At 39.5% G+C, this 22,686-nt stretch carries 18 protein-coding genes and 1 pseudogene; 11 read left to right on the top strand and 8 right to left on the bottom strand.

Going from position 1 to position 22,686, the window contains the following annotated elements; translation table 11 throughout:
- Window positions 1-69: 69 nt before the first annotated feature.
- Window positions 70-1,254, bottom strand: a complete 1,185-nt coding sequence (locus QWY93_RS05980) for a Pycsar system effector family protein (RefSeq protein ID WP_290247256.1) — start codon at window positions 1,252-1,254, stop codon at window positions 70-72.
- A 52-nt stretch (window positions 1,255-1,306) separates the two neighbouring features.
- On the opposite strand from QWY93_RS05980, the gene QWY93_RS05975 reads away from it, so the two are divergent.
- Both QWY93_RS05975 and QWY93_RS05970 read left to right on the top strand, forming a co-directional pair.
- Entirely contained in the window at window positions 1,307-2,170 is an 864-nt protein-coding gene (locus QWY93_RS05975) for an SdiA-regulated domain-containing protein (RefSeq protein WP_290247255.1), read from the top strand.
- The gene (locus QWY93_RS05970) at window positions 2,167-5,814 is read left to right on the top strand and encodes a BamA/TamA family outer membrane protein (protein ID WP_290247254.1); all 3,648 of its coding nucleotides are present in this window, start codon (window positions 2,167-2,169) and stop codon (window positions 5,812-5,814) included. Before QWY93_RS05975 ends, QWY93_RS05970 begins: the two co-directional genes overlap by 4 nt.
- On the opposite strand, the gene QWY93_RS05965 is transcribed toward QWY93_RS05970, so the two are convergent.
- On the bottom strand, window positions 5,792-8,179 hold the full coding sequence (locus QWY93_RS05965) for a hypothetical protein (RefSeq protein ID WP_290247253.1): 2,388 nt from the start codon (window positions 8,177-8,179) through the stop codon (window positions 5,792-5,794). The two genes, QWY93_RS05970 and QWY93_RS05965, sit on opposite strands and share 23 nt — an antisense overlap.
- Before the next feature lie 419 nt (window positions 8,180-8,598).
- On the opposite strand from QWY93_RS05965, the gene QWY93_RS05960 reads away from it, so the two are divergent.
- The 4 genes and pseudogenes from QWY93_RS05960 to QWY93_RS19665 all read left to right on the top strand — a co-directional run.
- A complete protein-coding gene (locus tag QWY93_RS05960; protein ID WP_290247252.1) occupies window positions 8,599-9,294 on the top strand; it encodes an SDR family NAD(P)-dependent oxidoreductase in 696 nt (231 codons plus the stop codon).
- A gap of 169 nt (window positions 9,295-9,463) precedes the next feature.
- A complete protein-coding gene (locus QWY93_RS05955; protein ID WP_290247251.1) occupies window positions 9,464-9,964 on the top strand; it encodes a TspO/MBR family protein in 501 nt (166 codons plus the stop codon).
- Between the two features lie 28 nt (window positions 9,965-9,992).
- Window positions 9,993-10,526: an SRPBCC family protein gene (locus QWY93_RS05950; RefSeq protein WP_353959623.1), complete on the top strand. Its 534-nt coding sequence runs from the start codon at window positions 9,993-9,995 to the stop codon at window positions 10,524-10,526.
- A 260-nt stretch (window positions 10,527-10,786) separates the two neighbouring features.
- Window positions 10,787-11,056: pseudogene (locus QWY93_RS19665) on the top strand (cryptochrome/photolyase family protein); the annotation flags it as partial.
- A gap of 269 nt (window positions 11,057-11,325) precedes the next feature.
- On the opposite strand, the gene mnmC2 reads toward QWY93_RS19665, so the two are convergent.
- The 5 genes from mnmC2 to QWY93_RS05920 all read right to left on the bottom strand — a co-directional run bounded on the left by mnmC2 (window position 11,326) and on the right by QWY93_RS05920 (window position 16,881).
- On the bottom strand, window positions 11,326-12,009 hold the full coding sequence (gene mnmC2 / locus QWY93_RS05940) for a tRNA (5-methylaminomethyl-2-thiouridine)(34)-methyltransferase MnmC2 (RefSeq protein WP_290247250.1): 684 nt from the start codon (window positions 12,007-12,009) through the stop codon (window positions 11,326-11,328).
- 203 nt (window positions 12,010-12,212) lie between these two features.
- Window positions 12,213-12,701, bottom strand: coding sequence for a 2-C-methyl-D-erythritol 2,4-cyclodiphosphate synthase (ispF, locus tag QWY93_RS05935; RefSeq protein ID WP_290247249.1), 489 nt, complete (start codon window positions 12,699-12,701; stop codon window positions 12,213-12,215).
- 230 nt (window positions 12,702-12,931) lie between these two features.
- Complete coding sequence (locus tag QWY93_RS05930) at window positions 12,932-14,176, bottom strand: M16 family metallopeptidase (RefSeq protein WP_290247248.1); 1,245 nt, start codon at window positions 14,174-14,176, stop codon at window positions 12,932-12,934.
- 176 nt (window positions 14,177-14,352) lie between these two features.
- Window positions 14,353-14,550: a heavy-metal-associated domain-containing protein gene (locus QWY93_RS05925; RefSeq protein WP_290247247.1), complete on the bottom strand. Its 198-nt coding sequence runs from the start codon at window positions 14,548-14,550 to the stop codon at window positions 14,353-14,355.
- A 138-nt stretch (window positions 14,551-14,688) separates the two neighbouring features.
- Window positions 14,689-16,881 carry a heavy metal translocating P-type ATPase gene (locus QWY93_RS05920; protein ID WP_290247246.1) on the bottom strand — a complete coding sequence of 731 codons (2,193 nt, stop codon included), beginning with the start codon at window positions 16,879-16,881 and terminating at the stop codon, window positions 14,689-14,691.
- Between the two features lie 207 nt (window positions 16,882-17,088).
- On the opposite strand from QWY93_RS05920, the gene bshC reads away from it, so the two are divergent.
- Genes bshC through QWY93_RS05905 form a run of 3 tightly spaced genes read left to right on the top strand, consistent with a single transcriptional unit; the run spans window position 17,089 to window position 19,722 of the window.
- Window positions 17,089-18,663: a bacillithiol biosynthesis cysteine-adding enzyme BshC gene (bshC, locus tag QWY93_RS05915; protein ID WP_290247245.1), complete on the top strand. Its 1,575-nt coding sequence runs from the start codon at window positions 17,089-17,091 to the stop codon at window positions 18,661-18,663.
- The gene (locus QWY93_RS05910; RefSeq protein WP_290247244.1) at window positions 18,647-19,219 is read left to right on the top strand and encodes a 5-formyltetrahydrofolate cyclo-ligase; all 573 of its coding nucleotides are present in this window, start codon (window positions 18,647-18,649) and stop codon (window positions 19,217-19,219) included. Before bshC ends, QWY93_RS05910 begins: the two co-directional genes overlap by 17 nt.
- 17 nt (window positions 19,220-19,236) lie before the next feature.
- A complete protein-coding gene (locus QWY93_RS05905) occupies window positions 19,237-19,722 on the top strand; it encodes a hypothetical protein (RefSeq protein WP_290247243.1) in 486 nt (161 codons plus the stop codon).
- 111 nt (window positions 19,723-19,833) lie between these two features.
- On the opposite strand, the gene QWY93_RS05900 is transcribed toward QWY93_RS05905, so the two are convergent.
- Window positions 19,834-20,022: a hypothetical protein gene (locus tag QWY93_RS05900; RefSeq protein ID WP_290247242.1), complete on the bottom strand. Its 189-nt coding sequence runs from the start codon at window positions 20,020-20,022 to the stop codon at window positions 19,834-19,836.
- 120 nt (window positions 20,023-20,142) lie between these two features.
- Here QWY93_RS05900 and QWY93_RS05895 point away from each other — a divergent pair, with 120 nt between their 5' ends.
- Both QWY93_RS05895 and aroC read left to right on the top strand, forming a co-directional pair.
- On the top strand, window positions 20,143-21,591 hold the full coding sequence (locus QWY93_RS05895; RefSeq protein ID WP_379945398.1) for a BatD family protein: 1,449 nt from the start codon (window positions 20,143-20,145) through the stop codon (window positions 21,589-21,591).
- Complete coding sequence (gene aroC, locus QWY93_RS05890) at window positions 21,591-22,679, top strand: chorismate synthase (protein WP_290247240.1); 1,089 nt, start codon at window positions 21,591-21,593, stop codon at window positions 22,677-22,679. The genes QWY93_RS05895 and aroC overlap by 1 nt, the downstream gene beginning before the upstream one ends.
- The last annotated feature ends 7 nt before the right edge of the window (window positions 22,680-22,686 follow it).

Genomic DNA, 22,686 nt, shown 5'->3' with positions numbered 1-22,686 from the left:
AAACAAGAGCCAAGAAACAAGATTCAAGAAAAATTAGGATGAGGTGTATTTACCTTATGGCCAACGACCCTAATAAGTATCAACGGGAAAGAAGATGGAAGCCACCAAGAAAGCCAGGATGGAAATGATGAAGCCGAACATAAAGACCGTATAACTTTTCCGGAGCAGGATGTACTTTTTGGCAAGGACCTTTCCCAGGTAATAGATGTCCTTTGTCATGCTGCCATATAGAAATTCCGCATCCTTCATCATTTTTCCCATGCCCTCTTCGTATTCTTGCAGGCTCATTTTGTGAAAATTGCCAAAATAGAGCAGGTTGGCTTCATTTTTATCTATTGCCTCCTGGGTAACTCTGCCAGAGGTTACATTGGGCCGGGTAGCCAGTATGGCAAATACCATGGTGGTTAAACTGGTGCCCAAAAGGATTACGGTTGGAATTATAAAATTGGGGTATTCTTCCAATTTCCTCAGCAAAACCGACACGATAATGGTAAGTATAATGGAGTTTACAGAGATCATGATATTGGCTTTGTTGTCTGCAATGGAGGATAATTCCAAATGATTTCTGGAGGTGGTCCTGAATAGAGTTTCAACCCCTCTCTCTGTGCTTTTTTCCTTTTTTGGTTTTTTCTTCTTGGACTTTTTCCTTTTATCTATTTCTTCAACAAGCAGTGCCATGTTTTTACTTTTTCCTTGAGTCCAGGATTTTTGCGCATATTCGGTATGGTATTCATGTTTACCCAAAAAAATCAAATTGGATTTAAGCCAGGATAGTTCATCCATATCCAACACTTTCAATTGCACCAATTCTTCCCTCAAAAGAAGGGAACGGTCAAAATATTCCGGTTTACCAAGATGGGAAAGGTCTGCATCGCATAATATTTCTTCTATCAAATTTTTGGGGGACTGAGGCATTTGGGTGGATTGTATGCAGTTTTGAACTCGCTCAATAAATTTTTTCTCAATGCCTTCTTCTAATAAAAACTCCCGTGCCAGCTCCGCCCCTTCCTTTTCATGGTTTTCCAGCTTCGATCTAATCCAACAGCCTGTATCGTGAAACCAAGCGGCCGCAAGTAATACTTCCTGATCTAAACCAATTAACTTATAGGCTTTGGCCATTTCCTTAGAAGCCTCCACCACATCAAGGGTATGGTTTAAATTGTGATATTTAAATTTCTGGCCTTCATACTTTTCAAACAATTCCCTGACATGGCTTTCGATTTTTCCTAATAATGGATTTTTAGCATTCTGCATAATCAAAAATACTTGTAATCAATTAAATTTAACAGTATAAATATTCTAAAACATGAAACGGCTTATTTTTATATGCTTATTGATTTTTATACTAACCAATTCCTGTGGATTACGGGAAAATAGGTTTCCCGGGCCTTATGTTTCACCTGAAAATTATGATCTGGACCAACCTGAAAAGATGATTCTTCCCATGGCTTTAGATGAAATTTCAGGATTGACCATTGGCCCTGAAAATAGGATATGGGCCATTCAGGATGAAGCCGCCATTGTTTATGAACTGAACTGGCCTGACAACAGAGTGGTCAGAAGGAGCAAGTATGCAAAAAATATGGATGTGGAGGATATCCTTTTTGTCGAAAAGGGCTTGTTTGCCTTGAAGAGCAATGGAGATATTTATGAGATTATGGACATTTTTTCCAAAGAGGTGGATGCTAAAAAACACGATTTTCCATTTAATGGAAAAAGAGATATGGAAGCCTTGGGTTACTATGATGATGACAGGTTAATTCTATTTTGTAAAAAGTGCAATTTGGACAAGGATAAAAATGTGGCCAGTGCCTTCTTTTTTGATTTGAATTCCAACCAGTTTTCCAATGCCAAAGATTTTAAATTAACCGAAAAGAAAATCCGGGAATTATTAAATGAAGAAAGGCACTATAAGCTGACCGTAAAACCATCAGCAGTGGCCTTCAATCCGGTAGATCGAAAGTATTATGTATTGTCTTCGGTTGGAAAATGGTTATTGGTTATGGACAAATTTGGCGATTATGAGGAAGTATTCCGATTGAATCCCAGATTATTCAAGCAGGCTGAGGGCATTTGTTTCAATCAAATGGGAGATATGTTTATTTCCAATGAAGCCAGAGATGGTAATGCCAATATTTTAAAATTTAACTACAAGAAAAACCAGCAATGATAAAGAAAATTCCCATCCTGCTTTTTTTTCTATTGACCGCATTTGCAAATGGTCAAGAATTAAAACAGCGACTTTACTTAGTCGGTGATGGAGGGGAATTGGAAAATGGGTTACATCCAATAAGCAGTTTAATTGAGCAAATAATGGAGGAAGAGGATGAGCAGGTTAGGTCTGAATTGATTATCCTTGGAGATAATATTTATCCCAAAGGTATGCCTATCATTGGGGATGAAGCCCGATTGGAGAGCGAGAATATCCTAAAGGCCCAGGTCTGGCCAGCGCAATTTGTGGAGGGGCAAGTTTGGTTGATTCCCGGAAATCATGACTGGAAAAAAGGCAAAGATGGAGGTTGGGAAGCTATATTGAGGTCACAGGCATTTATCGATTCCCTGCATATTAAAAATTTAAACTGGGTGCCCAAAGATGCTTGCCCCGGTCCTTATGTTTCCAATTTCAATGAGGAAGCCCTATTGGTTTTTATAGACAGCCAATGGTGGTTACATTCCAATGAAAAGCCAGGAATTGATTCAGATTGTGAGTGCAAATCGGAGGAAGAACTTTTAGAAAGGATCAGGGATATTTTTGAAAACAATAGGGAAAAAATGATCATGCTTGTCATGCACCATCCCCTGAAAACCTTTGGAGAGCATAATGGCGCTTTTAGCTGGAAGGACCATATTTTTCCATTAACCTCAGCCAATCCTGATTTATATGTGCCTCTTCCCATAATAGGCTCCATATATCCTTTATACCGCACTTTTTTGGGAAATATCCAGGATGTGCCCCATCCCAAATATCAAACGCTTATCAATGGCCTGGAAGAAATTTTGGTCCAGCACCCCAGCTCCTTGGTGATTTCCGGCCATGAACATGCACTGGAATATACCATTGACCAAAGGGTCCAATATATTGTCAGTGGGGCAGGGTCTAAGTCTTCCAGGATAAAACGGAAAAATCCCGCTGAATTTACCTATGAAAATCAGGGATTTTCTACTTTGGATTTTTTTCAGGATGGGAAGGTTAAATTAAATTTTTACAGTCTGGAAAATGGAACTTCACCAATTTATGAAAAGGTCATTTTTCAACATCATGATGAAGAGGAAAAAGCATTTTCTAAGGGCCCTAGGGAATTTCCTGACTCTGTAGAGGTGGCTGCAAGTAAAAAATATCATGCCAGTGCATCCCAGGAAAAATTGTATGGGGAAAATTACCGGGCAGAATGGGGGCAGATAGTTAGGTTCCGGACTTTTGACCTGAAGAAGGAAAAAGGAGGAATGAAGATCCTGAAAAAAGGTGGAGGAATGCAAACCCGCTCTCTGCGTTTGGAGGATAAGAATAAGGATGAATTTGTATTAAGGTCGATAGAAAAATATCCCGAATCTGCTATCCCACAATCCCTCCGGAATACAATTGCAAAGGATATTGTCCAGGATCAGATATCAGCTTCTCACCCTTATGGGGCTTTGATAATTCCAACGCTTGCTGATGCAGTTGGAGTTTTCCATACCAATCCTGAACTGGTTTGGTTGCCGGATGATCCTGCATTGGGATCCTACCAGGAGAGATTTGGAGGAGCGGTCTACCTTTATGAAGGCAGGGAAATTTCCCCTCAAGAGTTGGAGGATGAGGATTATAAATTTTATAGCACCGATAAGATGTTGCGGAAGAGGTTTGAAGATCAGGATTTTGAATTAAATCAAAAATATATTCTCAGGGCCAGGATATTGGATTTGTTGATCGGGGACTGGGATCGCCATGATGATCAATGGAGGTGGATTGGCCTAGTCAAGAAAAAAGGAAGGGAATTCCTGCCCATGCCTAGAGACCGGGACCAGGCCTTTTTTGTCAATGAAGGCCTTTTCCCAAAAATAGCCAGCAGAAAATGGATCATGCCTAAATTCCAGGGCTTTGGTTATGAACTCCGGGATGTCAATGGTTACATGTTCAATGCCCGGTATTTTGATCGTTCTTTTTTGAATGATTTAGACAAGGAGGACTGGGAAGATGAATTAGATGTTTTTGTGGATCAGATGGACGATGATGTAATTGAAAGGGCTGTAAAGGAATTGCCCAAAGAAATATATCAACACCATGGAGAAGAAATAATTGCCAAACTCAAGCACAGAAAAACATGGCTAAAAGAAGAGGCTTTAAAATATTATGAATTCCTGTCCAAAAAAGTTGATGTGTATGGCACCTATAAAAGTGAGTTGATTGAAATCAGGCATGAGCCTGATGGAAAAGTGGATGTGGAACTCAGCAAGATTTCAAAGAAAGGCGATATCAAGCAAAAAATTTTCAACAGAAAATTTGATCCTTGGGAAACCAAAGAAGTAAGGGTTTACGGAATGGGAGGAAAGGATGAAATATCTATTACCGGTGAGGGACCTGGAAAAATCAAAGTCAGGGTTTTGAGTGGATTGGAGGAAGATAAAATTGTGGATGAAAGTAAACTGGGAAAAAAGGCCAATTGGATCTATCATTGGAAAAAGCAGGATGATGATATGAAATTGGGAAAATCCTCCAAAGTAATTCAGTCAAAAGAATCCAGCATTTATGATTTTGACAGAAAAGCATTTAAATATGATCTGCTTATGCCATTGGCATCTTTAGAATACAATGTTGATGATGGCATTTTTATAGGAGGCGGAGTTCAATGGACCAAGCATGGATTTAGAAAAGAACCCTATGCTATTCAACAGGAAATCAAGGGAAACATTGCCATAAAAACCGGAGCTTCCAATATTTATTACCAGGGTCATGCGGTAGATATGTTCGGAACCCTGGATTTGGAATGGGATGCATCTTTCAATGCGCCTAATAATGTCAATAACTTTTTTGGTTATGGTAATGAAAGTAGTGAATTTTTGAAAGATGAATTCGAACCAAGCTATTACCGGGCCCGCTATAATCAAATCAAACTAAACACCTGGATAAGGAAAGATTATAATGAGAACATTCACCTTAAACTAGGTCCTCTATTTCAAAGGGGTAAAATGGATGAAGATGATAATATCGGGAAGTTTATTTATTCCTCTGGGCAAACCGATATTGACATCGAAAAATTGAATGAAGAAAAATTGTTTTCAGGAGGAAATGCCCAACTGGTCATCGACCATACTGATCATCCTAAATTGCCCCAAAGAGGGGTTAAATTCCTTCATTCTTTTTCCTACTATCAGGGCCTTAATGATTATAGTGAAGACCTGGCCAGTTGGATTTCTGAGCTTTCATTGTATTGGAGCCGGCAGATCCCATCGAGGGTTACTTGGGCTACCCGTTTTGGGGGTGGGGTCAACTGGGGGGATTATGAATTTTTTCAAGCCCAGGTTCTGGGAGGCCAAAATAACCTGAGAGGTTACCGGAGAAACCGCTATATGGGGGATGCCATGATTTATAATAACACAGAGGCAAGAATCCAATTGAATAGAATTACCACCCGGTTATTTCCAGCAACCATTGGGCTTACCTTATTCCATGATATAGGAAGAGTTTGGTTAGAGGGAGAAAATTCCAATAAATGGCATAATAGCTATGGGGTAGGAATTTGGTTGGCTCCTATGAATATGATGGTTTTAACAGGTACAATATCCATAGGTGAAGAAGAGGTTTTGCCTACTTTTACTTTTGGCTTTCAGTTTTGATATGCTCTGTGGGAGGGAAGGGTATAGCCTGTGGTTTACCTACTTTGACCCTAAGGGCTTTCAGGCCATTAACCCCTTGCAAATCTTCCAAATCAAATTGTTCTACCTCAGTACCCAACAGGCCTTTCAATTGCAGGTAGCCAATATAATCCTGATATTCCTCTGCTTCTTTGGCTTGTGAATAAATTATGGAAATGGTACCTGGTTGGGTAAGTCGCTCTTTGGTGTTTTTTATCAGGGCTTTATCTATCCGTTTTTTCAAAATTTCATAACGGATATTGTATGCTCCTTCCACATCAAATTTCCTTTCATCCATCCTAAAGCTAATGGAAAGCGGATTACTGTGTACCAGAAGCAACTGAGTGGTCTCCAATTGGATGGGGAGTGTTTCTTGGATGGATTGGCTGACAAAGGCGCTTTCACATAAGGTGGAAAGCTGCCACAGTTTTAAGTTTTTTAAATATATCGGGTCAAATACCCTATTATTTACCAGTGACTGACCTATGTAAATGTTATAATCAACTCCGTCTGTTTTGTATTTTTCGAAATAATGGGGGAACATTTTTTGGGCTTCCACCTGTGCCTGATCGATCTGCCTGCTAATAGCAATATTTATCATTTCCAAGCTTTCTTCATAGGCTTTCCTGTTATCATAATGCACGCCTAATTCTGGGTCCAAATGGGAGAAATATTCATCAATGTCGATCTTTAAGGAGGGCTGGACCTCTCTTAGGTGATGGAATAAAGGGTCCAAATCCTGGTTAATGAAATTATTGATTTTTGATTCATCATCGGAAACCAGTATTAATTGGATATCATCCAACATTTCCTGGATTTTGAAGGCCATTTTTTCCAAAACCGGTAAAGCGGTTAGTTTCAAAGCGGAATGGATAATGTCCAAGGCCATGTTCAATTGCTGGCGAAGGTCTTTTTGAATGGATTCCAATCTAGTGGAAGATGAGTCCCTGATATCAACGGCTGCATATAAAGGATAAACTTGTTCAAAAACCACAGGCTGCAAATCTGTGGTAAGCCCATTTTCCTGATCCAATACTTTATTGACTGCCACCTCATTAAACTTCCATTCTATGGAAGGCTGAATGGCGGTATAATTATTCCGGATAATCTGTTGGACCTTAAACTCAAACTGCTTCATGTTTTTTTGCAGGGCAATAGCCAGGGGCTGGTTGATGGGTTTGAGTTTTTTTAGCATTAGGTTGTTCAAAATGCCTTTTTCCTGAGCACAGATTTCCAATACTCCCACCAAATTTTCCCCATATTGAAGTGGAACTAAAATGATTTCCTCGATGCCAATTTCCCTGATGTGCTGGTAAGATGCTGGGGCTTGGTCACAGGGGGTGAAATCATTTAAGAATATGGGGGACTTTACGGTAGAAAGAAATTCCACAACATTACCATAACTTTCATGGCAATCTTTTTTGCATAAATGCTTGATCAAAAAGCTATTGGCTATCCTTCGGTCCGATATCAAATATTTGTTGTCAAACTTTTGAAAAGCAGCGACGCCTATTTTTATTTGGTTACAGTTCAAAAGACTTTTTACACAATCTTCCACATTTTCTAAAAAACCAGGGGAAGAAAAATCGTTGTCGTGCAACAAGGCATTGTTCAATTCATAAATGCTTTCTGTGGGGGTAATATCTCTAAGGTTAATGAAACAAAATCCCCTAAATATGAACCGGTCAATTGGAAGGATTTTTTTCCAATTTTCCAGTTCGATTTTTCCAGGGCCCTTTTTTAAAGAAAAGGATTTTAAGATAATAGCCTTATCAGGCAATTCCATTTCTGAGAAGACATCCACAAAATCTGTGTTTATCTCCGAAAAGAAATATTTTTTGATTTTTTTGGTATCCAACACTTCATACACCAAGCTTCCTTTGACATCTATGTCTAAGTCATAAAACTTTTTAAAAATAAGTTTATATGCCATAAACGTTTTGGTGAAATACATGGCCTTCATTTTGTCCCCTATAGAAGAATTAGAGAAAGCATTGTCACAAAGGAAATGCTTTTCAAAACCGGTGGATGCATGGATGATGTCCATACTGAATGGTAAAGACATCATAAATAATTGTTTGGACGGGTCTAAAGATACCGGAGAGATACTATGGACAACAAAGGACAAAGCCTCGGGATCATTCAATATGTCCTCAAGTTCGATCTTATCCTGCAAAAGTAAGGGATGCCCCTTGGACTCCTGTAACAATTTTTTTAGCTGTATATTATAAAGTCCCGAGGACTCTTTTGATCTTTTCTCCCACCAATTTAGCAATGGCTGAAAAGAAAGTTCATTCCTTATTTCATATGAAGGAATGTATTTTTTCCAAATTGTTTTTAAGTCCATGGCCATGTCTAATATATTTAATACTGTTTTTAAAGGGAATTAGTTCTTTTTATTGAAAAAAATTAAAGGGTAAGCACGCGTTTTTTCAACTGTGTTAAACAGATTATTAATAGTTAAAAAAAATAAATAAACGTATAAAAAACAGGTATGTAAAATTCTAAAAAATCTGTAAGACATTCATATTCAAAGGATTTCTATTTTAGGTTATTTTAAGAATTTTGCTGTTTCTTGGTTTAGGAGTTGTTAATTCAGATTTTGGACTAAAAAATCATGGAATTCTGAAATTAAAAAATGACTTACGCCAAAATTTCCGCCTTCTGGATTTTTCTGTCAGGATCAACATTCTGGACAGAAAAAATTACCGCGCAAGTCAGAGTAAATTCCAGTAAACAATTTGAAAGAGAGCTGGTTCTAAAGTCATGGAAAATTATTTAGTAATCGGCGCTTCATCTGGAATAGGTAAACAGTTAACCAGGGATTTAATCGATGCAGGTCATCAGGTCTGGGGAAGTTATTTTCAGCACCCAATAGAAAAAAAGGAAAACTTTACCCCATTTAAGTTGAAGGTTCAAGAGGGTGGATGGGATGAAAGCTTACTTCCGGAGCATTTGGACGGGCTGGTATATTGCCCAGGAAGTATTCAGTTGAAACCCTTTTTAAGAATCAAGGAGGAGGATTTCTTACAAGATTTGGACCTAAACTTACTGGGGGCGGTCAAGGTCATTCAAAAAGCATTGCCCAAGCTGAAGAAAGTCCATTTGGCTTCTATTGTTCTTTTCTCCACTGTGGCGGTGCAGTTAGGCTTGCCCTATCATGCACAAGTGGCCGCTACCAAAGGGGCATTAGAAGGATTGACGCGGGCCTTGGCTACGGAACTGGCACCGAAAATCAGGGTGAACTGCATTGCTCCCTCTTTGACAGACACTCCTATGGCCGAATCCCTGTTGAGCAGCGAAGAAAAACGTCAGGCCAATGCCCAAAGGCATCCTTTGAAGCGGATTGGACAGCCTAAAGATATTGCGGAGATGGCGGCATTTTTACTTTCTGATAAGTCCACCTGGATAAGCGGGCAGATTTTGCCGGTGGATGGAGGAATGTCTTCGATGAGGGGGTAACCTATTCATACTTGAAATTTCAATAGGGGCTTAAAAAATTTTCATGGTAATATTGGTCCACAGAAAACAGTCCAAGGTCCTCTGCTACTGGGTACTTTAATTTTAAAGCTATTTTCAATACCCCTCAACCATCTTAATAATTCAGTTAATTGGGTATAAAAAAATCATAATGGATTCCACTAAAAATCATAACCATAAAAAAATACACTGGCCAAGATTATTGATGTACATACTTGGGATAATTATGGCAGGCAGCATCTCCGGCTTGGCCAATGTCGGAAATATCCAAACCTGGTATGCCAGCTTGGAAAAACCCATTTTCAACCCACCCAATAGCATTTTTGGGCCAGTTTGGACCCTCTTGTATGCACTTATGGGTTTGGGTTTATACATGATTTGGGAATCCCCCAAATCCAAAGGAAGGAACCTGGCTTTGAGCCTGTTTTTTGTTCAGCTTATTTTAAATTTTTGTTGGAGCTTTATCTTTTTCTATTTCCACCAGCCCAGCTGGGCAGCCCTGGAAATTTTGGTGCTTTGGGCCTTAATCCTGTTGATGATCAACCGCTTTTACAAAGTAAATAAATGGGCAGCCTATTTACAGATTCCCTATATCCTTTGGGTTAGCTTTGCCAGTGTACTCAATATTAGCATTTGGTGGTTAAACAGCTGACAAAACTTGTAGTGCCAAAACATTTTCAATGAAGAACTGTTCTTTGTTAAAAAGATTAAGAAACGGATCCATGGCACATTATCAACTATTTACCGAACAAAAAATCCCTGCAAGCCTTGATGAAGTCTGGGATTTTATTTCTTCCCCTGCCAACCTGAAGGAAATCACCCCTGATCATATGGGTTTTGATATAACATCTAAGGACCTTCCAGATAAAATGTACCCGGGAATGATCATCAGCTATAAAGTAAGCCCGCTCCTTGGCATAAAAATGAATTGGGTAACGGAAATCACCCATATCAAGGATAAAGAATTTTTTGTGGATGAACAGCGGGTGGGGCCCTATGCCCTTTGGCATCACCAACACCGATTGACTCCTTTGGAAGGTGGAGGTGTATTAATGTCCGATATTGTCACCTATCAGCCTCCTTTTGGTTTAATTGGAAATATAGCCAATACCCTTTTTATCAAAAGACAGCTCAAGGGGATTTTTGATTATAGGTTCATGGCGGTGGAGAAAAAATTTGGAAAATATAAGTCTTTGGAGGATTTGAGGAAGTGATTTTAATTTCCTTTATATATCAGCAATTTTGGAGATAAACTCTGCAAACAGAAGGGTGTCCACAAGTCACGGGGAAAAGCACGAATTTATTTCGTTTGATTTCCCAATTAAAAATGAAAACAGTTAATATCATTTTTCCCAATCAATTGTTTGAAACAAATCCTTTACTTGAAAATGGTTATCCTGTATATCTGGTGGAAGAACACCTGTTTTTTAGACAATACAATTACCATAAGCAAAAGCTTTAGTTTCACAGGGCCAGCATGAAAGCTTTTTCCGATTTTCTGTTAGGTCAAAAAGTGAAAGTATATTATGTGCCTTCAAAAGAAGATGTTTCAGACATTAGGAAGCTGATACCAGTTCTAGCAAGTGAAAGAGTTAGAAAGATTATTTTATTGGATCCAACTGATAATTGGTTGGAAATGCGGATCAGAAAAACCGGCAGACAAGAAGGCTTGGAGTTGGAAATCTTGGAAAGTCAATTGTTCTTTAACAGCAAGTCGGACTTGGAAAAATATTTTGAAACATAGGGTTTTGACACCTATACTGAATGTGGGACTTCTCATTCCACAAAAAGTGCTGGACAAAGCTTTGGATTATGCTAAAGAACAAGATATTCCCTTGAACTCATTGGAGGGATTGGGGTAGAGGTAATATCATTAGGTACTTAGACAATAGTTTAATTATTTTCAAAGAAGGTCTAGTTAATTCTACAAAGATTTAGGAGGATAGAATAAGTGGTAGAGACTAAAATTTTTCATTGTCGGAACTCAGCCCTAGAAAAACCCCAAATACGCCATCAAACCTTCCTTCCCCTCACCATTTCCTTTTTACCGGGAGGGCCAGGGAGGGTTTCTACTTTTAGACCTAACTCTGCAAGGTCCCTTTTGAGTTGGCCTTTGGCGCAGTAGGTAACAAAAACGCCACCTGGATTCATATGGTCCACTACTTTTTTGAGCAGGTCTTTGGCCCAAAGTTCAGGCTGTTTGCTGGGCGCAAAGGCATCAAAAAACACCACATCGGAATGATATAGCTGCACATCCTGCAATGTGGTTTGCTCTTTTTTCATATTGAAATAGGGAGTAATGGCGTCTCCATGGTCCCAAGGGGCTTTGTGAAGTTCCTGAAAATAATCTTCAAAATGCTGGATGGTTTTATCCACTCGGGTATAGTTCAGCTTTTGATAAATTTCCTCGGGAATTGGAAAAGGCTCAATGCTGTGGTATAGGACCGGTCTTTTGTTTTGCTCGGCCCAAACCAGCGTCAACCAGGCATTCAAGCCCGTGCCAAAGCCCACTTCGAAAATTCTGATAGGTTCCTTTTCCGGATTATGTACTGCCCAATGCTCCAAACCATAAAGCAAAAAAACATGTACAGATTCCCTGTAAGCACCATGGAAAGAATGATAAGTTTCATTCAAATCAGGAACATAAATGGAATGGGACCCATCTTCCGTTTCGATCAGCTTAAGCTTTTTGTCCATAATGTTATTTCTAAATATTTCACTGAAGTACTTTTGGGTTTCCTATTATTTGCTTTAGGAGCGAGAGCCAAGAATATGGACTAAAGACCAACCTCGATTTTGGGAATTTTAATGTTTCATATTCCCAATACAAAATACCCTTTATTGTACTAGGTACAAAGTATTGTATTTTCAACGGTAAGGTTCTCTCAAATCTAGTTATATCAGTCCTTCTTATAAATTAACGCCACGCAATAAGCGGAAATTCCTTCTTCACGTCCCACAAAACCTAATTTTTCAGTAGTAGTAGCTTTAATGGAAACATTATTTTCAGGAATTTCCATCACTTCGGATAGGCATTTTTTCATTTCTGGAATATGGGGGTTGACTTTAGGCAATTGCAGGCAGAGGGTGCTGTCCAGGTTGCCCACTTCATAGCCTTCATTCCTCAATAACTTCATCACCTCCTTTAGCAGAATTTTGCTGTCAATACCTTTATACTTTGGGTCTTTATCTGAAAAATGGTAGCCAATATCCCTCAGGTTTGCAGCACCCAAAAGGGCATCACAAATCACATGGATCAGAACATCAGCATCTGAATGCCCTTTTGCCCCCATGGAATGTTCCAATTTGATACCTCCCAACCAAAAATCATAACCTGGTTGGAGTTGATGCACATCATAGCCAAATCCGATTCTAAAATTTGTGTTCATGCGGCGAAGTTAATCAAATTATTTTTGAGTTGCTCTGAATGAAGGGCAATGGCAATAGCCGCTAACAAGTCTTAAGGGAATATTAACCGGGGTCATTCCAGGGGTGGGCTGTAAATCGAAAGAGGCCTTTGCCATTTATTCCTTGTTATTTTTCACAAAAGGTAGCATAGGGCCGGTGTGCTACTGAGGGGAATTAAATAACTAATAATTGAATAACCAATTACTACCGATCAATCAGCTCCATCACTTTTATAATAAAGCACGGAAGCATTTTCTTCTACAATGGTTTCTTTGGCCACTTCTATTATTTGGTCGGCAGTAAGGGATGTTTTCTTTTCGTATTCCCTTTGATAGAGGTCTGGATCTCCCAAATGGGCATAATAAGCCAGGTTCATGGCCCTGTTGATCAACTGGACAGATTCATAGGTTTTCATGGCTTCTGCCTGATTTTTGACTTTTTCCAGGGTGGTTTGGCTTATGGGATTATTGATAAATCCACGGACCACCTCGTCTAGGATTTTTTCTGCTTCTTCTGCAGATTGTCCTTTTTCCATTTTCCCTGAAAAGATCATCAGCCCTGGATCGATGCTTCCTAATATATAGGCATTGCAGGAGGCAAAGACCTTGGTGTTTTTGACCAGTTGCTGTTCTAACATGGAAGACCTGCCAAAGCCCAAAATGTCAGTAATCAGGTCGCATTCCAGATAACCTTCTTGTAATCTGCCTGGAATATGGTAAGCCTTATAAAGGCCATCTGTGGGGACATCTGCAAGGAGGGTATGGGTTCTTTTTTCAATTTGAATGTCCTCTTGGGGAATTTTATGATGATTTCCCATTCTGGAAGGAATGTTACCAAACCATTTTTCGGCTAATCCTTTTATTTGTTCAAAACTTACATCCCCAGCCACCACAATAACAGCATTGTCTGGGCTGTAATGTTTTTGGTAAAAGTCTTCTACGTCTTTGCGGTTATAACCTTCTATATCATCCAAGTCGCGGCCAATGGTTGGCCACTGATAGGGGTGGGTTTTGTAGGCCATTTGCCTGAGATGGTGCATGGCGTTACCATAAGGTTGGTTGATATACCTTTGTTTAAATTCCTCCATTACCACCCTCCTCTGGGTTTCAATGGTTTTATCATTGAGGTTGAGGTATAGCATCCTGTCAGATTCCAGCCAAAATGCGGTTTCGATATTAACTGCAGGAAGGGTGATATAATAATTGGTGATATCAGTATTGGTAAAGGCATTGCACTCTCCGCCTACACGTTCCAAGGTATTGTCAAAAAATGGGACATGCTTGGATCCGCCAAACATCAAATGTTCAAAATAATGGGCCAACCCCGTCTTTCCAGGAAGCTCATTTCTGGAGCCCACCTTATAAATGATATTGGACACGGCCATTTTGGTGCTATGGTCTTCATGAACCAACACTTCTAATCCGTTTTCCAGAATAAATCTTTCGTAGCTGATCATATATCAATTTTCCCCTTCCAGGATTTCAATCCCATTCCCTCCATTTAATAAAAAATGATCATTCAAGAGTATGGAATTTGGTCAGGTGCAATGGTAAATATTTAAACGGTATTAAAGGACCGCTTTGTCCTGCAAACTTAATAAAATAATAGGGGAAGCTTTTGGCTTTTTTTTTCCTAAATCACTTGCCCTTCATATCCTGCTTCGTTTAGGGCTTTTTTGATTTCTTTTTCTGAAACTTGCCCTGTGACTTCCAAGATCCTGTCCGGATCCTTGAGGTCCACTTTCCATTCAGTGATTGGCAATTGATTCAATTTAGGTGTAACCGCTTCTACACAAGCGCCACATTTGATATTGGTTTTTAGCTTTATCATTTTACTGGTTTTTAATTTTATTATTGACTACGGCTAAAAAGGCCGAAGTAGATTTTTAACTGTTATTTCGATTCCCTTTTCACCTGAAATGGGTGGCAAGTATGTTTATTTTGCTCGAAACGGGGTTTTAAAGTGAAGTTAATTACTCAACCTTAAACTATTGGAAACCACAGACACCGAGCTAAGCGCCATGGCCATCCCTGCTATCATGGGATTAAGAAGAAATCCAAAGAATGGGAATAATATTCCTGCAGCAATGGGAATCCCAATAATATTATAAATAAAGGCCCAAAAAAGGTTTTGACGGATGGTTTTAACAGTTTTTTGGGTGAGCCTAAACATATCAGGCACCTGCTTTAAATCTGAGTGGATCAAAGTGACCTTTGCCACATCCATAGCAATATCGGTGCCTTTGCCCATGGCAATACTAAAATCAGCCGTTGCCAGAGCTTCACTGTCATTGATGCCATCCCCAATCATGGCCACCTTTTTTCCCTGGCCTTGGAGAGATTTGATATATTCTGCTTTATCAGAAGGCAATAACCCTCCCTTATAATGCTTAATGCCAACTTTTTCTGCTAGGGATGAAGTTGTCGTTTCCTGGTCACCGGAAAGAATATGGACTTCCATCCCCATTTTCTGCAAATCGGCTATTGCCTTAGAGGAACTTGCTTTGACCTGATCGGAAATGCTTACCAATCCCAAAATCCGGTTATTTTTTGCCATATAGATCAAAATGGATCCTTTTTCTAAATTTTCTTTTTCGAAGTCCTCAATCCAATTCGATTGTTGGACTCCCAACTTAAGCAACCAGCTTTTTTTGCCTATAAGGTACCTGTCCTGGCCCAAATTTCCTGATACTCCATTTCCCGTATGAGACTGAAAATTGCTGATGGCCGCTTTTTGATGGTCTTTCAAATATTGGGTAATGGCAGAGGCTAAAGGATGTTCACTTTTTCCCTCCAAGGCAAGAATAACCTGTAATTCTTTTTGGGGATCTTTGGTTTCAGGAGCAAATTTAATTGCACTTACTTCTGGTTTACCCTCCGTAATGGTGCCGGTTTTGTCTAAAATGATAGTGTCTATTTTATGGCCGGTTTCCAGGCTTTCCGCATCCTTGATTAGAATGCCCATGGAAGCTCCTTTTCCAATTCCTGCCATGATGGCGGTAGGGGTGGCCAAACCAAGTGCACAGGGACAAGCTATAACCAGTACCGTCACCAAAGCTAACATACCATGTACCCAGGGTTCTGTAATCCCACTAAAACCCCAAATCAAGAATGTCAAAAGCCCAATTCCGATAACGATGGGTACAAAGACAGAGGTTACCTTGTCCACCAGTTTTTGAACTGGAGCTTTAGATCCCTGGGCTTCTTTAATTTTTTGGATGATTTGTGCCAATAGGGTTTCATCACCCGCTTGCTCCACCACAAATTGAAGGCTGCCTTTTTGATTGATGGTACCGGCATAAACTTGATCCCCCACTTGCTTTTCCAAGGGAAGGGGCTCCCCGGTAAGCATACTTTCATTTACAAATGATTCTCCATCAATGATTTTTCCATCCAAGGGGATTTTTTGGCCTGGTTTGACCAAAATGGTCTCTCCCCGTTGGACTTCGCTGGTTTTTTTTATGCCTTCATTTTTGCCATCCACCACAGTCACTTCATCAGGTTGAAGCCCCATTAGCTTTTTTAAGGCTTTTCCTGTTCCTGCCTTGGCTCCCGATTCCAACATTCTTCCCAGCAAGATGAAAAATACAATCACTGCAGCGGCTTCAAAGTACACATGGGGAGTTATGCCCCTTTGGCTCAGCCATTCCGGGAGGAAGGTGTTCAATGAGCTGTATGCATAGGCCACTCCGGTACTCATGGCTACCAAGGTGTCCATATTGGCTTTTCCATGTTGGATTTGCCGGAAGGCATTGATAAAAAAAATCCTGCCAAAAATAAAAAGCACCGGGGTGGTTAGTGCCCACATTATATAATTAGCATAGGGAATTTGAGGCAAGAACATGCCCATCACAAATACAGGGACAGCTAGGATCCCTGCTGCAATGGTGTTTCTTTTTAATTGTATATAGTCCTCTTTTTGAATTTTTGTAAGGTCTACTTCCTCCTTTTCATCCAAAAGGATATCATAACCTGCTTCCCTAACAGCCTTTTGGATGGCAAAAGGGTCAGCCTCCTTGTCAAGTTCTAAAAGAGCGGAATGATTGGCAAAATTTACACTTGCACTGCGAACTCCATTCAGCTTGTTCAATGTGGTTTCAACACTGTTGGCACAAGCCGCACAACTCATTCCCTTTACAGGCCATTCTTTTTTATTATTCATGGATTCTCCAAAATTTTTTGACTTTACATCAAATTGTGATCAAAGGTACTTGGTACTGAACAAGTATTACTTATATAATTTTTGAAAAGTTTAAACCAAAGGGAAACCGTTCCTGTATTCAGGAAAAAAATCACGAACTTTATAACCCAAATTCAAGTTTAAACAAACATAATCAAAAAACAGCGCAGCAACTCAATTGTCAAACTCATGTTGAAATCTACTGTTGAGCCGGAGTGTACCGGGCAATTTTCCAGCATTTTTATAGATTATATCCGAAAAAATGAAAAGCTCCGGCCCTTTTATTGTGAATTTCCAAATCTGGAAAATTTTAAAAAGGTCATTAAAAGTAGAAACCTTGAAGTAGAAAAACGAAAGGTGCTGGTCCAGTCCCTTGAACGCCAATATGGGAATATGGAATTAACTTCTCCGGTCAGTTCCAATATTCAGGCTTTGGCTGATGAAAATACTTTTACTGTTACCACCGGCCATCAATTGAATTTGTTCACAGGCCCGCTTTATTTTATATACAAAATAGTTAGCACCATCAATCTTGCCCAAAAGCTTTCAGAAGAATATACGGATTACCGATTTGTGCCGGTTTATTGGATGGCTACTGAAGACCATGATTTTGAGGAAATCAATCATTTTACTTACGAGGGGAAAAAATATACCTGGAACAGCAAGCAAAAAGGAGCTGTAGGAGATTTTGTAAAAGATGAGGAATTGGAAGCCCTCCTAAAGGAGCTGACTTTTGTTCCTGATTTTTTCAAAAAAGCTTATTTGGGATCCAGGAACTTGGCTGAAGCTGTTAGAAAATACGTAGATCATCTTTTTGGAGAAAAGGGATTGGTTATCCTGGATGGAAATGACCCTGCTTTGAAGCAAATCTTTGCCCCTGTAATAAAGGATGACATTCTATCCAATAAGGCAAATGATTTGGTGAATGAACAAACCGCCAAATTGGAAAAGTTGGGGTACCAAAGCCAGGTTTTTCCAAGGGAAATTAACTTTTTCTACCTGGAAAAAGGTTTAAGGTCTCGGATTGTTAAAAAAGGTAATGAATATCATATAATAGATACTGAACTGAGGTTTCCAGAGGATGAATTGTTAAGGTTGATTGAGGAAAATCCTGAGAAATTTAGTCCAAATGTAGTCATGCGGCCCCTTTATCAGGAGTGCGTGTTGCCCAATTTGGCCTATTTAGGAGGTCCAGCAGAAATTGCTTATTGGTTGCAATTAAAATTGGTGTTTGACCATTATAAAATCAGTTTCCCTTTACTTTTACCCAGAAATTTTGCCTTGATCTTTGATGTAAAGGTGCAGCGGAAAATGAAAGCTTTGGAATTGGAGAAAGCGGATGTGTTTGAAAATTATCAGGATTGGAAAAAAGAATATGTCAAAAGGAACTCTATTTCAGATTTAGAGTTGGAGAAAGAGCATAAAATCATTTCAGACCTTTTTGATGAACTGGGCGAGAGTGCAGCGGAAATTGATCCTTCCTTGAATCCATCATCAGAGGCTGCTAAGGTCAGGGCCAACAAAGTTTTGGATCATTTTGGTAAAAAACTCAGAAGGGCGGAGGAAAAACGTTTGGAAATAGGCCTAAGACAAATGGGTGAAATTAAGGAAATCTTATTCCCGGGTGGGGTAGCTCAAGAACGTAAAGATAATTTTCTTCCTTACTACCTTGAAAATTCTGGATTTATCGAAGAACTTCATCAAAACTTTGACCCATTGGAATTTGATTTTATTATTTTAGAAAAGGATGGATCCAAAGGCTAGGCTCAGAAAAGCATATAAGCAAAAAAGAAAAGATTTAGGGGCAGACCAAAGGCGAAAATATTCCCATGTAATTACCAATCAAGCCTTTAGTTTCCTGGAAGGAAAACCTGAAGTGGAACATATGCATTTGTTTTTACCCATCGACAGGCTCTATGAGATAAATACTTTTCCATTATTGGATCAATTATTGGCCGTGGGGAAGAATGTTTACACCTCCATATCGGATTTTGATAGCGGTGAAATGAAAACCGTTAAATTATTGGAAAAGACCTTGTTTACTAAAGACCAGTGGGGAATACCGATTCCGGATCAGGTAGAATTAGTAGAAAAGCACTTGATCCAATTGGTGTTTGTCCCACTTTTGGCATATGATTTGAAAGGTAATAGAATAGGATATGGAAAGGGTTTTTATGACCGTTTTCTGAAAGAACTTTCGCCCCTAGTGGAAAAAGTAGGTTTGTCATTTTTTCCACCGGAAAAAATGATAGAAATAGAATCCCATGATATATCGCTGGATTCTTGTATTACACCAGATGAGATTATTACATTTTCATAAATTAAACCAATTATTTTATGTTGAAAAAAGCAATTATAGCTGTTTTTGCGCTGATGGTCATTGTGCTTTGCAATGAAGCAGAAGCTCAGACTTACCGGACCGGGGTAGGCCTCCGTGCAGGTGTAACCAATGGGTTGACCGTTAAGCACTTTTTAGAGCGGGATGACGCTATTGAGGGGATTCTTCACACCCGGTGGAGGGGCTTATTAATTACCGGCCTTTATGAGAAACACCGAAATGTGAGGGAAATTAGAGGTCTTCGTTGGTTCTATGGAGGTGGTCTTCACCTTGGGTCTTGGGGAAGAGATAGTGATCACCCATTTGGTAATCCCGACAGAGATTATACCATTTTTGGTATAGATGGGATCATTGGTTTAGATTATAAATTTGTAGATGCTCCCGTGAACTTGTCATTGGATTATAAACCTGCATTTAATCTGAGCGGTTATTCTGGTTGGTGGGGTGATGAGATTGCCTTATCAATCCGGTTTACCTTCCACTAAAATTCAAAACGCAAAGGCAAATATCAACATGATAATTTGCCTTTGCGTTTTTATTGGGAAATTGAAATCAAGATCTGGGTTAAAAAAAGCCCCTTAATCAAGGGCTAAACTTTAGGCAAGTTTAACAAAATACTTATTCAACACCGCCAAGTAAATCTTGGCGAAAGTCTTATAACACCAATCTTTAAACTCTCTCAGCTCTGAAGGCGCTAGCAAATTGAGGCCTTTCCTTAACTCTTTCTCGAAAAGTTTTTTGTCAAAACTCACCTTCATTAAAATGGTTTTAACATATTCCAACATGGTAATTCTTTTAATTTATGTTAAACAATAACTAAAATCAGATACGGCACTTTCCCAAATTTGTTGCGTTTAAAATATCCTTGTTATTTTGCGTTAATAATTTAGTCCAGCGCTGCATTTATGAAAAGAACGAAGCTTTACCTCAATCTAGTATTTTTACTTTCTATGATAACCACATTTGCTCTTGGCCAAGGGGTACAGGTGGAATTAGGGCCTAGCGAGGTAGGGATAAATCAAACTTTCAGCATAAAAATAACTATTTCAGATGAAAAAATAAAGTCTTATGACCAGTTTCCGGAAATAAATGGGTTCCAAAAGCAGGGAATTTCCCAATCTTCTTCTATGAGTGTGGTCAATGGCCAAATGAACAGTACCAATAGTATTGTCCAGTACTATAAACCACTGAGGAAAGGGACATTTATTCTTGAGGACTTTACCATGCAGCTCAATGGCAACCCGGTTTCATCTCCTGGGAAAGAAATTAAAGTTACGGATCCCAAACAGGCGTCAGCGGCTCAAAGGAGGTCCACAGACTCCTTTGATGATTTCTTTGGAAGCTCAGACGGGGAAGAGCAGGAATTTATTGAATTGGATGATGAGGCTTTTTTTTCCATGAATGTAGACAAGGAGGAAGTGTACGTTGGCGAGGGATTTAATGTCAGCTTGGCTTTTTTTATGGCAGAAACCAACCAAGCACCATTTGATTTTTATGAGCCAGGTAAACAATTGGAAAAAATTGTCAAAAAAATAAAGCCCACCCATGCATGGGAAGAAAATTTTAACATTACCAATATCCAACCTGAAAGGGTACGGATAGATGGAAAAAACTGGACCAGATTTAAAGTGTATGAGGCTACCTTTTATCCTTTCAATGAAGGTGAAATTCAATTGCCGGATATAGAATGGGAGATGATCAAGTATAAAGTGGCCAAAAATCCCACCTTCTTCGGGAATAATAGGCAGGAAAGTTATAAAACCTTTCATGCCAAGGGGAAAACCATTAAAGTTAAACCATTACCTCCTCACCCATTGAAAAATGAAGTAAGTGTGGGACAATTCAGGTTGATGGAAAATTTTGAAGAGAAAAAGGTGGAAACCGGAGAAGGGATAACCTATAATTTTGCAATCCGCGGTGAAGGTAATATTAACTCCATCAATGCTCCCCAAAAGAAAAATATCCAAAAGCTGAATACTTATGACCCCAATGAGAGGCAGCAAATTAACCGGGGAAGGGGCCGGGTAACCGGGACGAAGGAATTCGAATATTATTTGACGGTCAATGAGCCTGGAAAACTGCCCTTAAGTAACCATTTTGAATGGGTATATTTCAATACCGGTCTGGAAAGGTATGATACCCTAAGGCCCCAAGCCATTTTGAATGTGGTGGGTGAAAGCAAAATTAATGAGTCTATTTCTTCTACCAGGTTAGGTGGAATTTATGATTTCATAGAACTTGAGGACAATAAGCTTTTAAACCAGCGATATAAGTATTATTTTTCGACTTTTATCAATTTGCTATTAGTTGGCGCAGTAATTATGCTGGCCATTATGATCATGAAAAAAAGGTAATGGGGAATTCATTTGGAAAAGTATTTAAGATAAGCACCTTTGGTGAATCTCACGGAAAAGGGCTGGGTGTGATTATCGACGGATGTCCTGCCGGACTTCCTATTGATGAAGAATTTATCCGTGCTGAACTTCAAAGAAGAAAGCCAGGGCAATCAAAAATCACCACACAAAGGAAAGAGGAAGATGAATGTCAGATTCTTTCCGGTGTATTTGAAGGAAAGACAACTGGTACCCCCATATCCATTGTCATATTAAATACTGATCAGAAAAGTAAGGATTATTCCCATATTGCGGACAAATTCCGTCCTTCACATGCTGATTATACATATTATGAAAAATATGGTGTAAGGGATTACCGTGGGGGAGGAAGAAGCAGTGCCAGAGAAACTGCAGCCAGAGTAGCTGCAGGGGCCGTGGCAAAACTTCTGTTGGGGCATTTTGGTGTGAAAATCAATGCTTTTGTAAGCCAGGCAGGGCAAATAAAACTGGAGAAACCCTATCAGGAACTGGATTTTTCAGAAATTGAAAAGAACATTGTTCGTTGCCCGGATCCCAAGGTGGCAGAAGATATGATCGAATATATCGATGAAATTAGAAAAAGCCGGGATACAATTGGTGGGGTGGTTACCTGTGTTGCTCAGGAGGTGCCTCCAGGATTAGGAGAACCAGTATTTGACCGTTTGCATGCAGAATTGGGAAAAGCCATGCTGAGCATCAATGCCGTAAAAGGATTTGAATTTGGGAGCGGCTTTGAGGGTGTTATCATGAGAGGGTCTGAGCATAATGATGAATTCTATCAAGAAGGGGACCGGGTAAGAACAAAAACCAACCATTCCGGAGGTATCCAGGGAGGTATTTCCAATGGAGAAGACATATATTTTAAAGTAGCCTTTAAGCCAGTGGCCACCATTATGAAGGACCAACAAAGTGTTAATGAAGGTGGAGAATCCGTGACAGTTTCAGGTAAGGGAAGACATGATCCTTGCGTGGTTCCCCGAGCAGTTCCTATTGTAGAGGCCATGACGGCTTTGGTATTGGCAGATTATCTTTTGTTAAACAGGTTAAGCAAATTGGAGCCAAAAGGGTAATAAGCCC

The organism is Echinicola jeungdonensis, assembly GCF_030409905.1.
GTDB classification, from domain to species: Bacteria; Bacteroidota; Bacteroidia; order Cytophagales; family Cyclobacteriaceae; genus Echinicola; species Echinicola jeungdonensis.
The sequence above is the reverse complement of the archived record's forward strand: the minus strand, read 5'-3'. Positions and strand labels throughout refer to the sequence as shown.

Coding starts and splice junctions, on each gene's coding strand:
- aroC (WP_290247240.1), top strand. CDS start 21,591: ATGGGGAATTCATTTGGAAAAGTATTTAAGATAAGCACCTTTGGTGAA.
- QWY93_RS05955 (WP_290247251.1), top strand. CDS start 9,464: ATGGATTCCACTAAAAATCATAACCATAAAAAAATACACTGGCCAAGA.
- QWY93_RS05975 (WP_290247255.1), top strand. CDS start 1,307: ATGAAACGGCTTATTTTTATATGCTTATTGATTTTTATACTAACCAAT.
- QWY93_RS05910 (WP_290247244.1), top strand. CDS start 18,647: ATGGATCCAAAGGCTAGGCTCAGAAAAGCATATAAGCAAAAAAGAAAA.
- QWY93_RS05980 (WP_290247256.1), bottom strand. CDS start 1,254: ATGCAGAATGCTAAAAATCCATTATTAGGAAAAATCGAAAGCCATGTC.
- ispF (WP_290247249.1), bottom strand. CDS start 12,701: ATGAACACAAATTTTAGAATCGGATTTGGCTATGATGTGCATCAACTC.
- QWY93_RS05895 (WP_379945398.1), top strand. CDS start 20,143: ATGAAAAGAACGAAGCTTTACCTCAATCTAGTATTTTTACTTTCTATG.
- QWY93_RS05960 (WP_290247252.1), top strand. CDS start 8,599: ATGGAAAATTATTTAGTAATCGGCGCTTCATCTGGAATAGGTAAACAG.
- QWY93_RS05965 (WP_290247253.1), bottom strand. CDS start 8,179: ATGGACTTAAAAACAATTTGGAAAAAATACATTCCTTCATATGAAATA.
- QWY93_RS05950 (WP_353959623.1), top strand. CDS start 9,993: ATGAAGAACTGTTCTTTGTTAAAAAGATTAAGAAACGGATCCATGGCA.
- QWY93_RS05970 (WP_290247254.1), top strand. CDS start 2,167: ATGATAAAGAAAATTCCCATCCTGCTTTTTTTTCTATTGACCGCATTT.
- QWY93_RS05930 (WP_290247248.1), bottom strand. CDS start 14,176: ATGATCAGCTACGAAAGATTTATTCTGGAAAACGGATTAGAAGTGTTG.
- QWY93_RS05905 (WP_290247243.1), top strand. CDS start 19,237: ATGTTGAAAAAAGCAATTATAGCTGTTTTTGCGCTGATGGTCATTGTG.
- mnmC2 (WP_290247250.1), bottom strand. CDS start 12,009: ATGGACAAAAAGCTTAAGCTGATCGAAACGGAAGATGGGTCCCATTCC.
- QWY93_RS05900 (WP_290247242.1), bottom strand. CDS start 20,022: ATGTTGGAATATGTTAAAACCATTTTAATGAAGGTGAGTTTTGACAAA.
- QWY93_RS05920 (WP_290247246.1), bottom strand. CDS start 16,881: ATGAATAATAAAAAAGAATGGCCTGTAAAGGGAATGAGTTGTGCGGCT.
- bshC (WP_290247245.1), top strand. CDS start 17,089: ATGTTGAAATCTACTGTTGAGCCGGAGTGTACCGGGCAATTTTCCAGC.
- QWY93_RS05925 (WP_290247247.1), bottom strand. CDS start 14,550: ATGATAAAGCTAAAAACCAATATCAAATGTGGCGCTTGTGTAGAAGCG.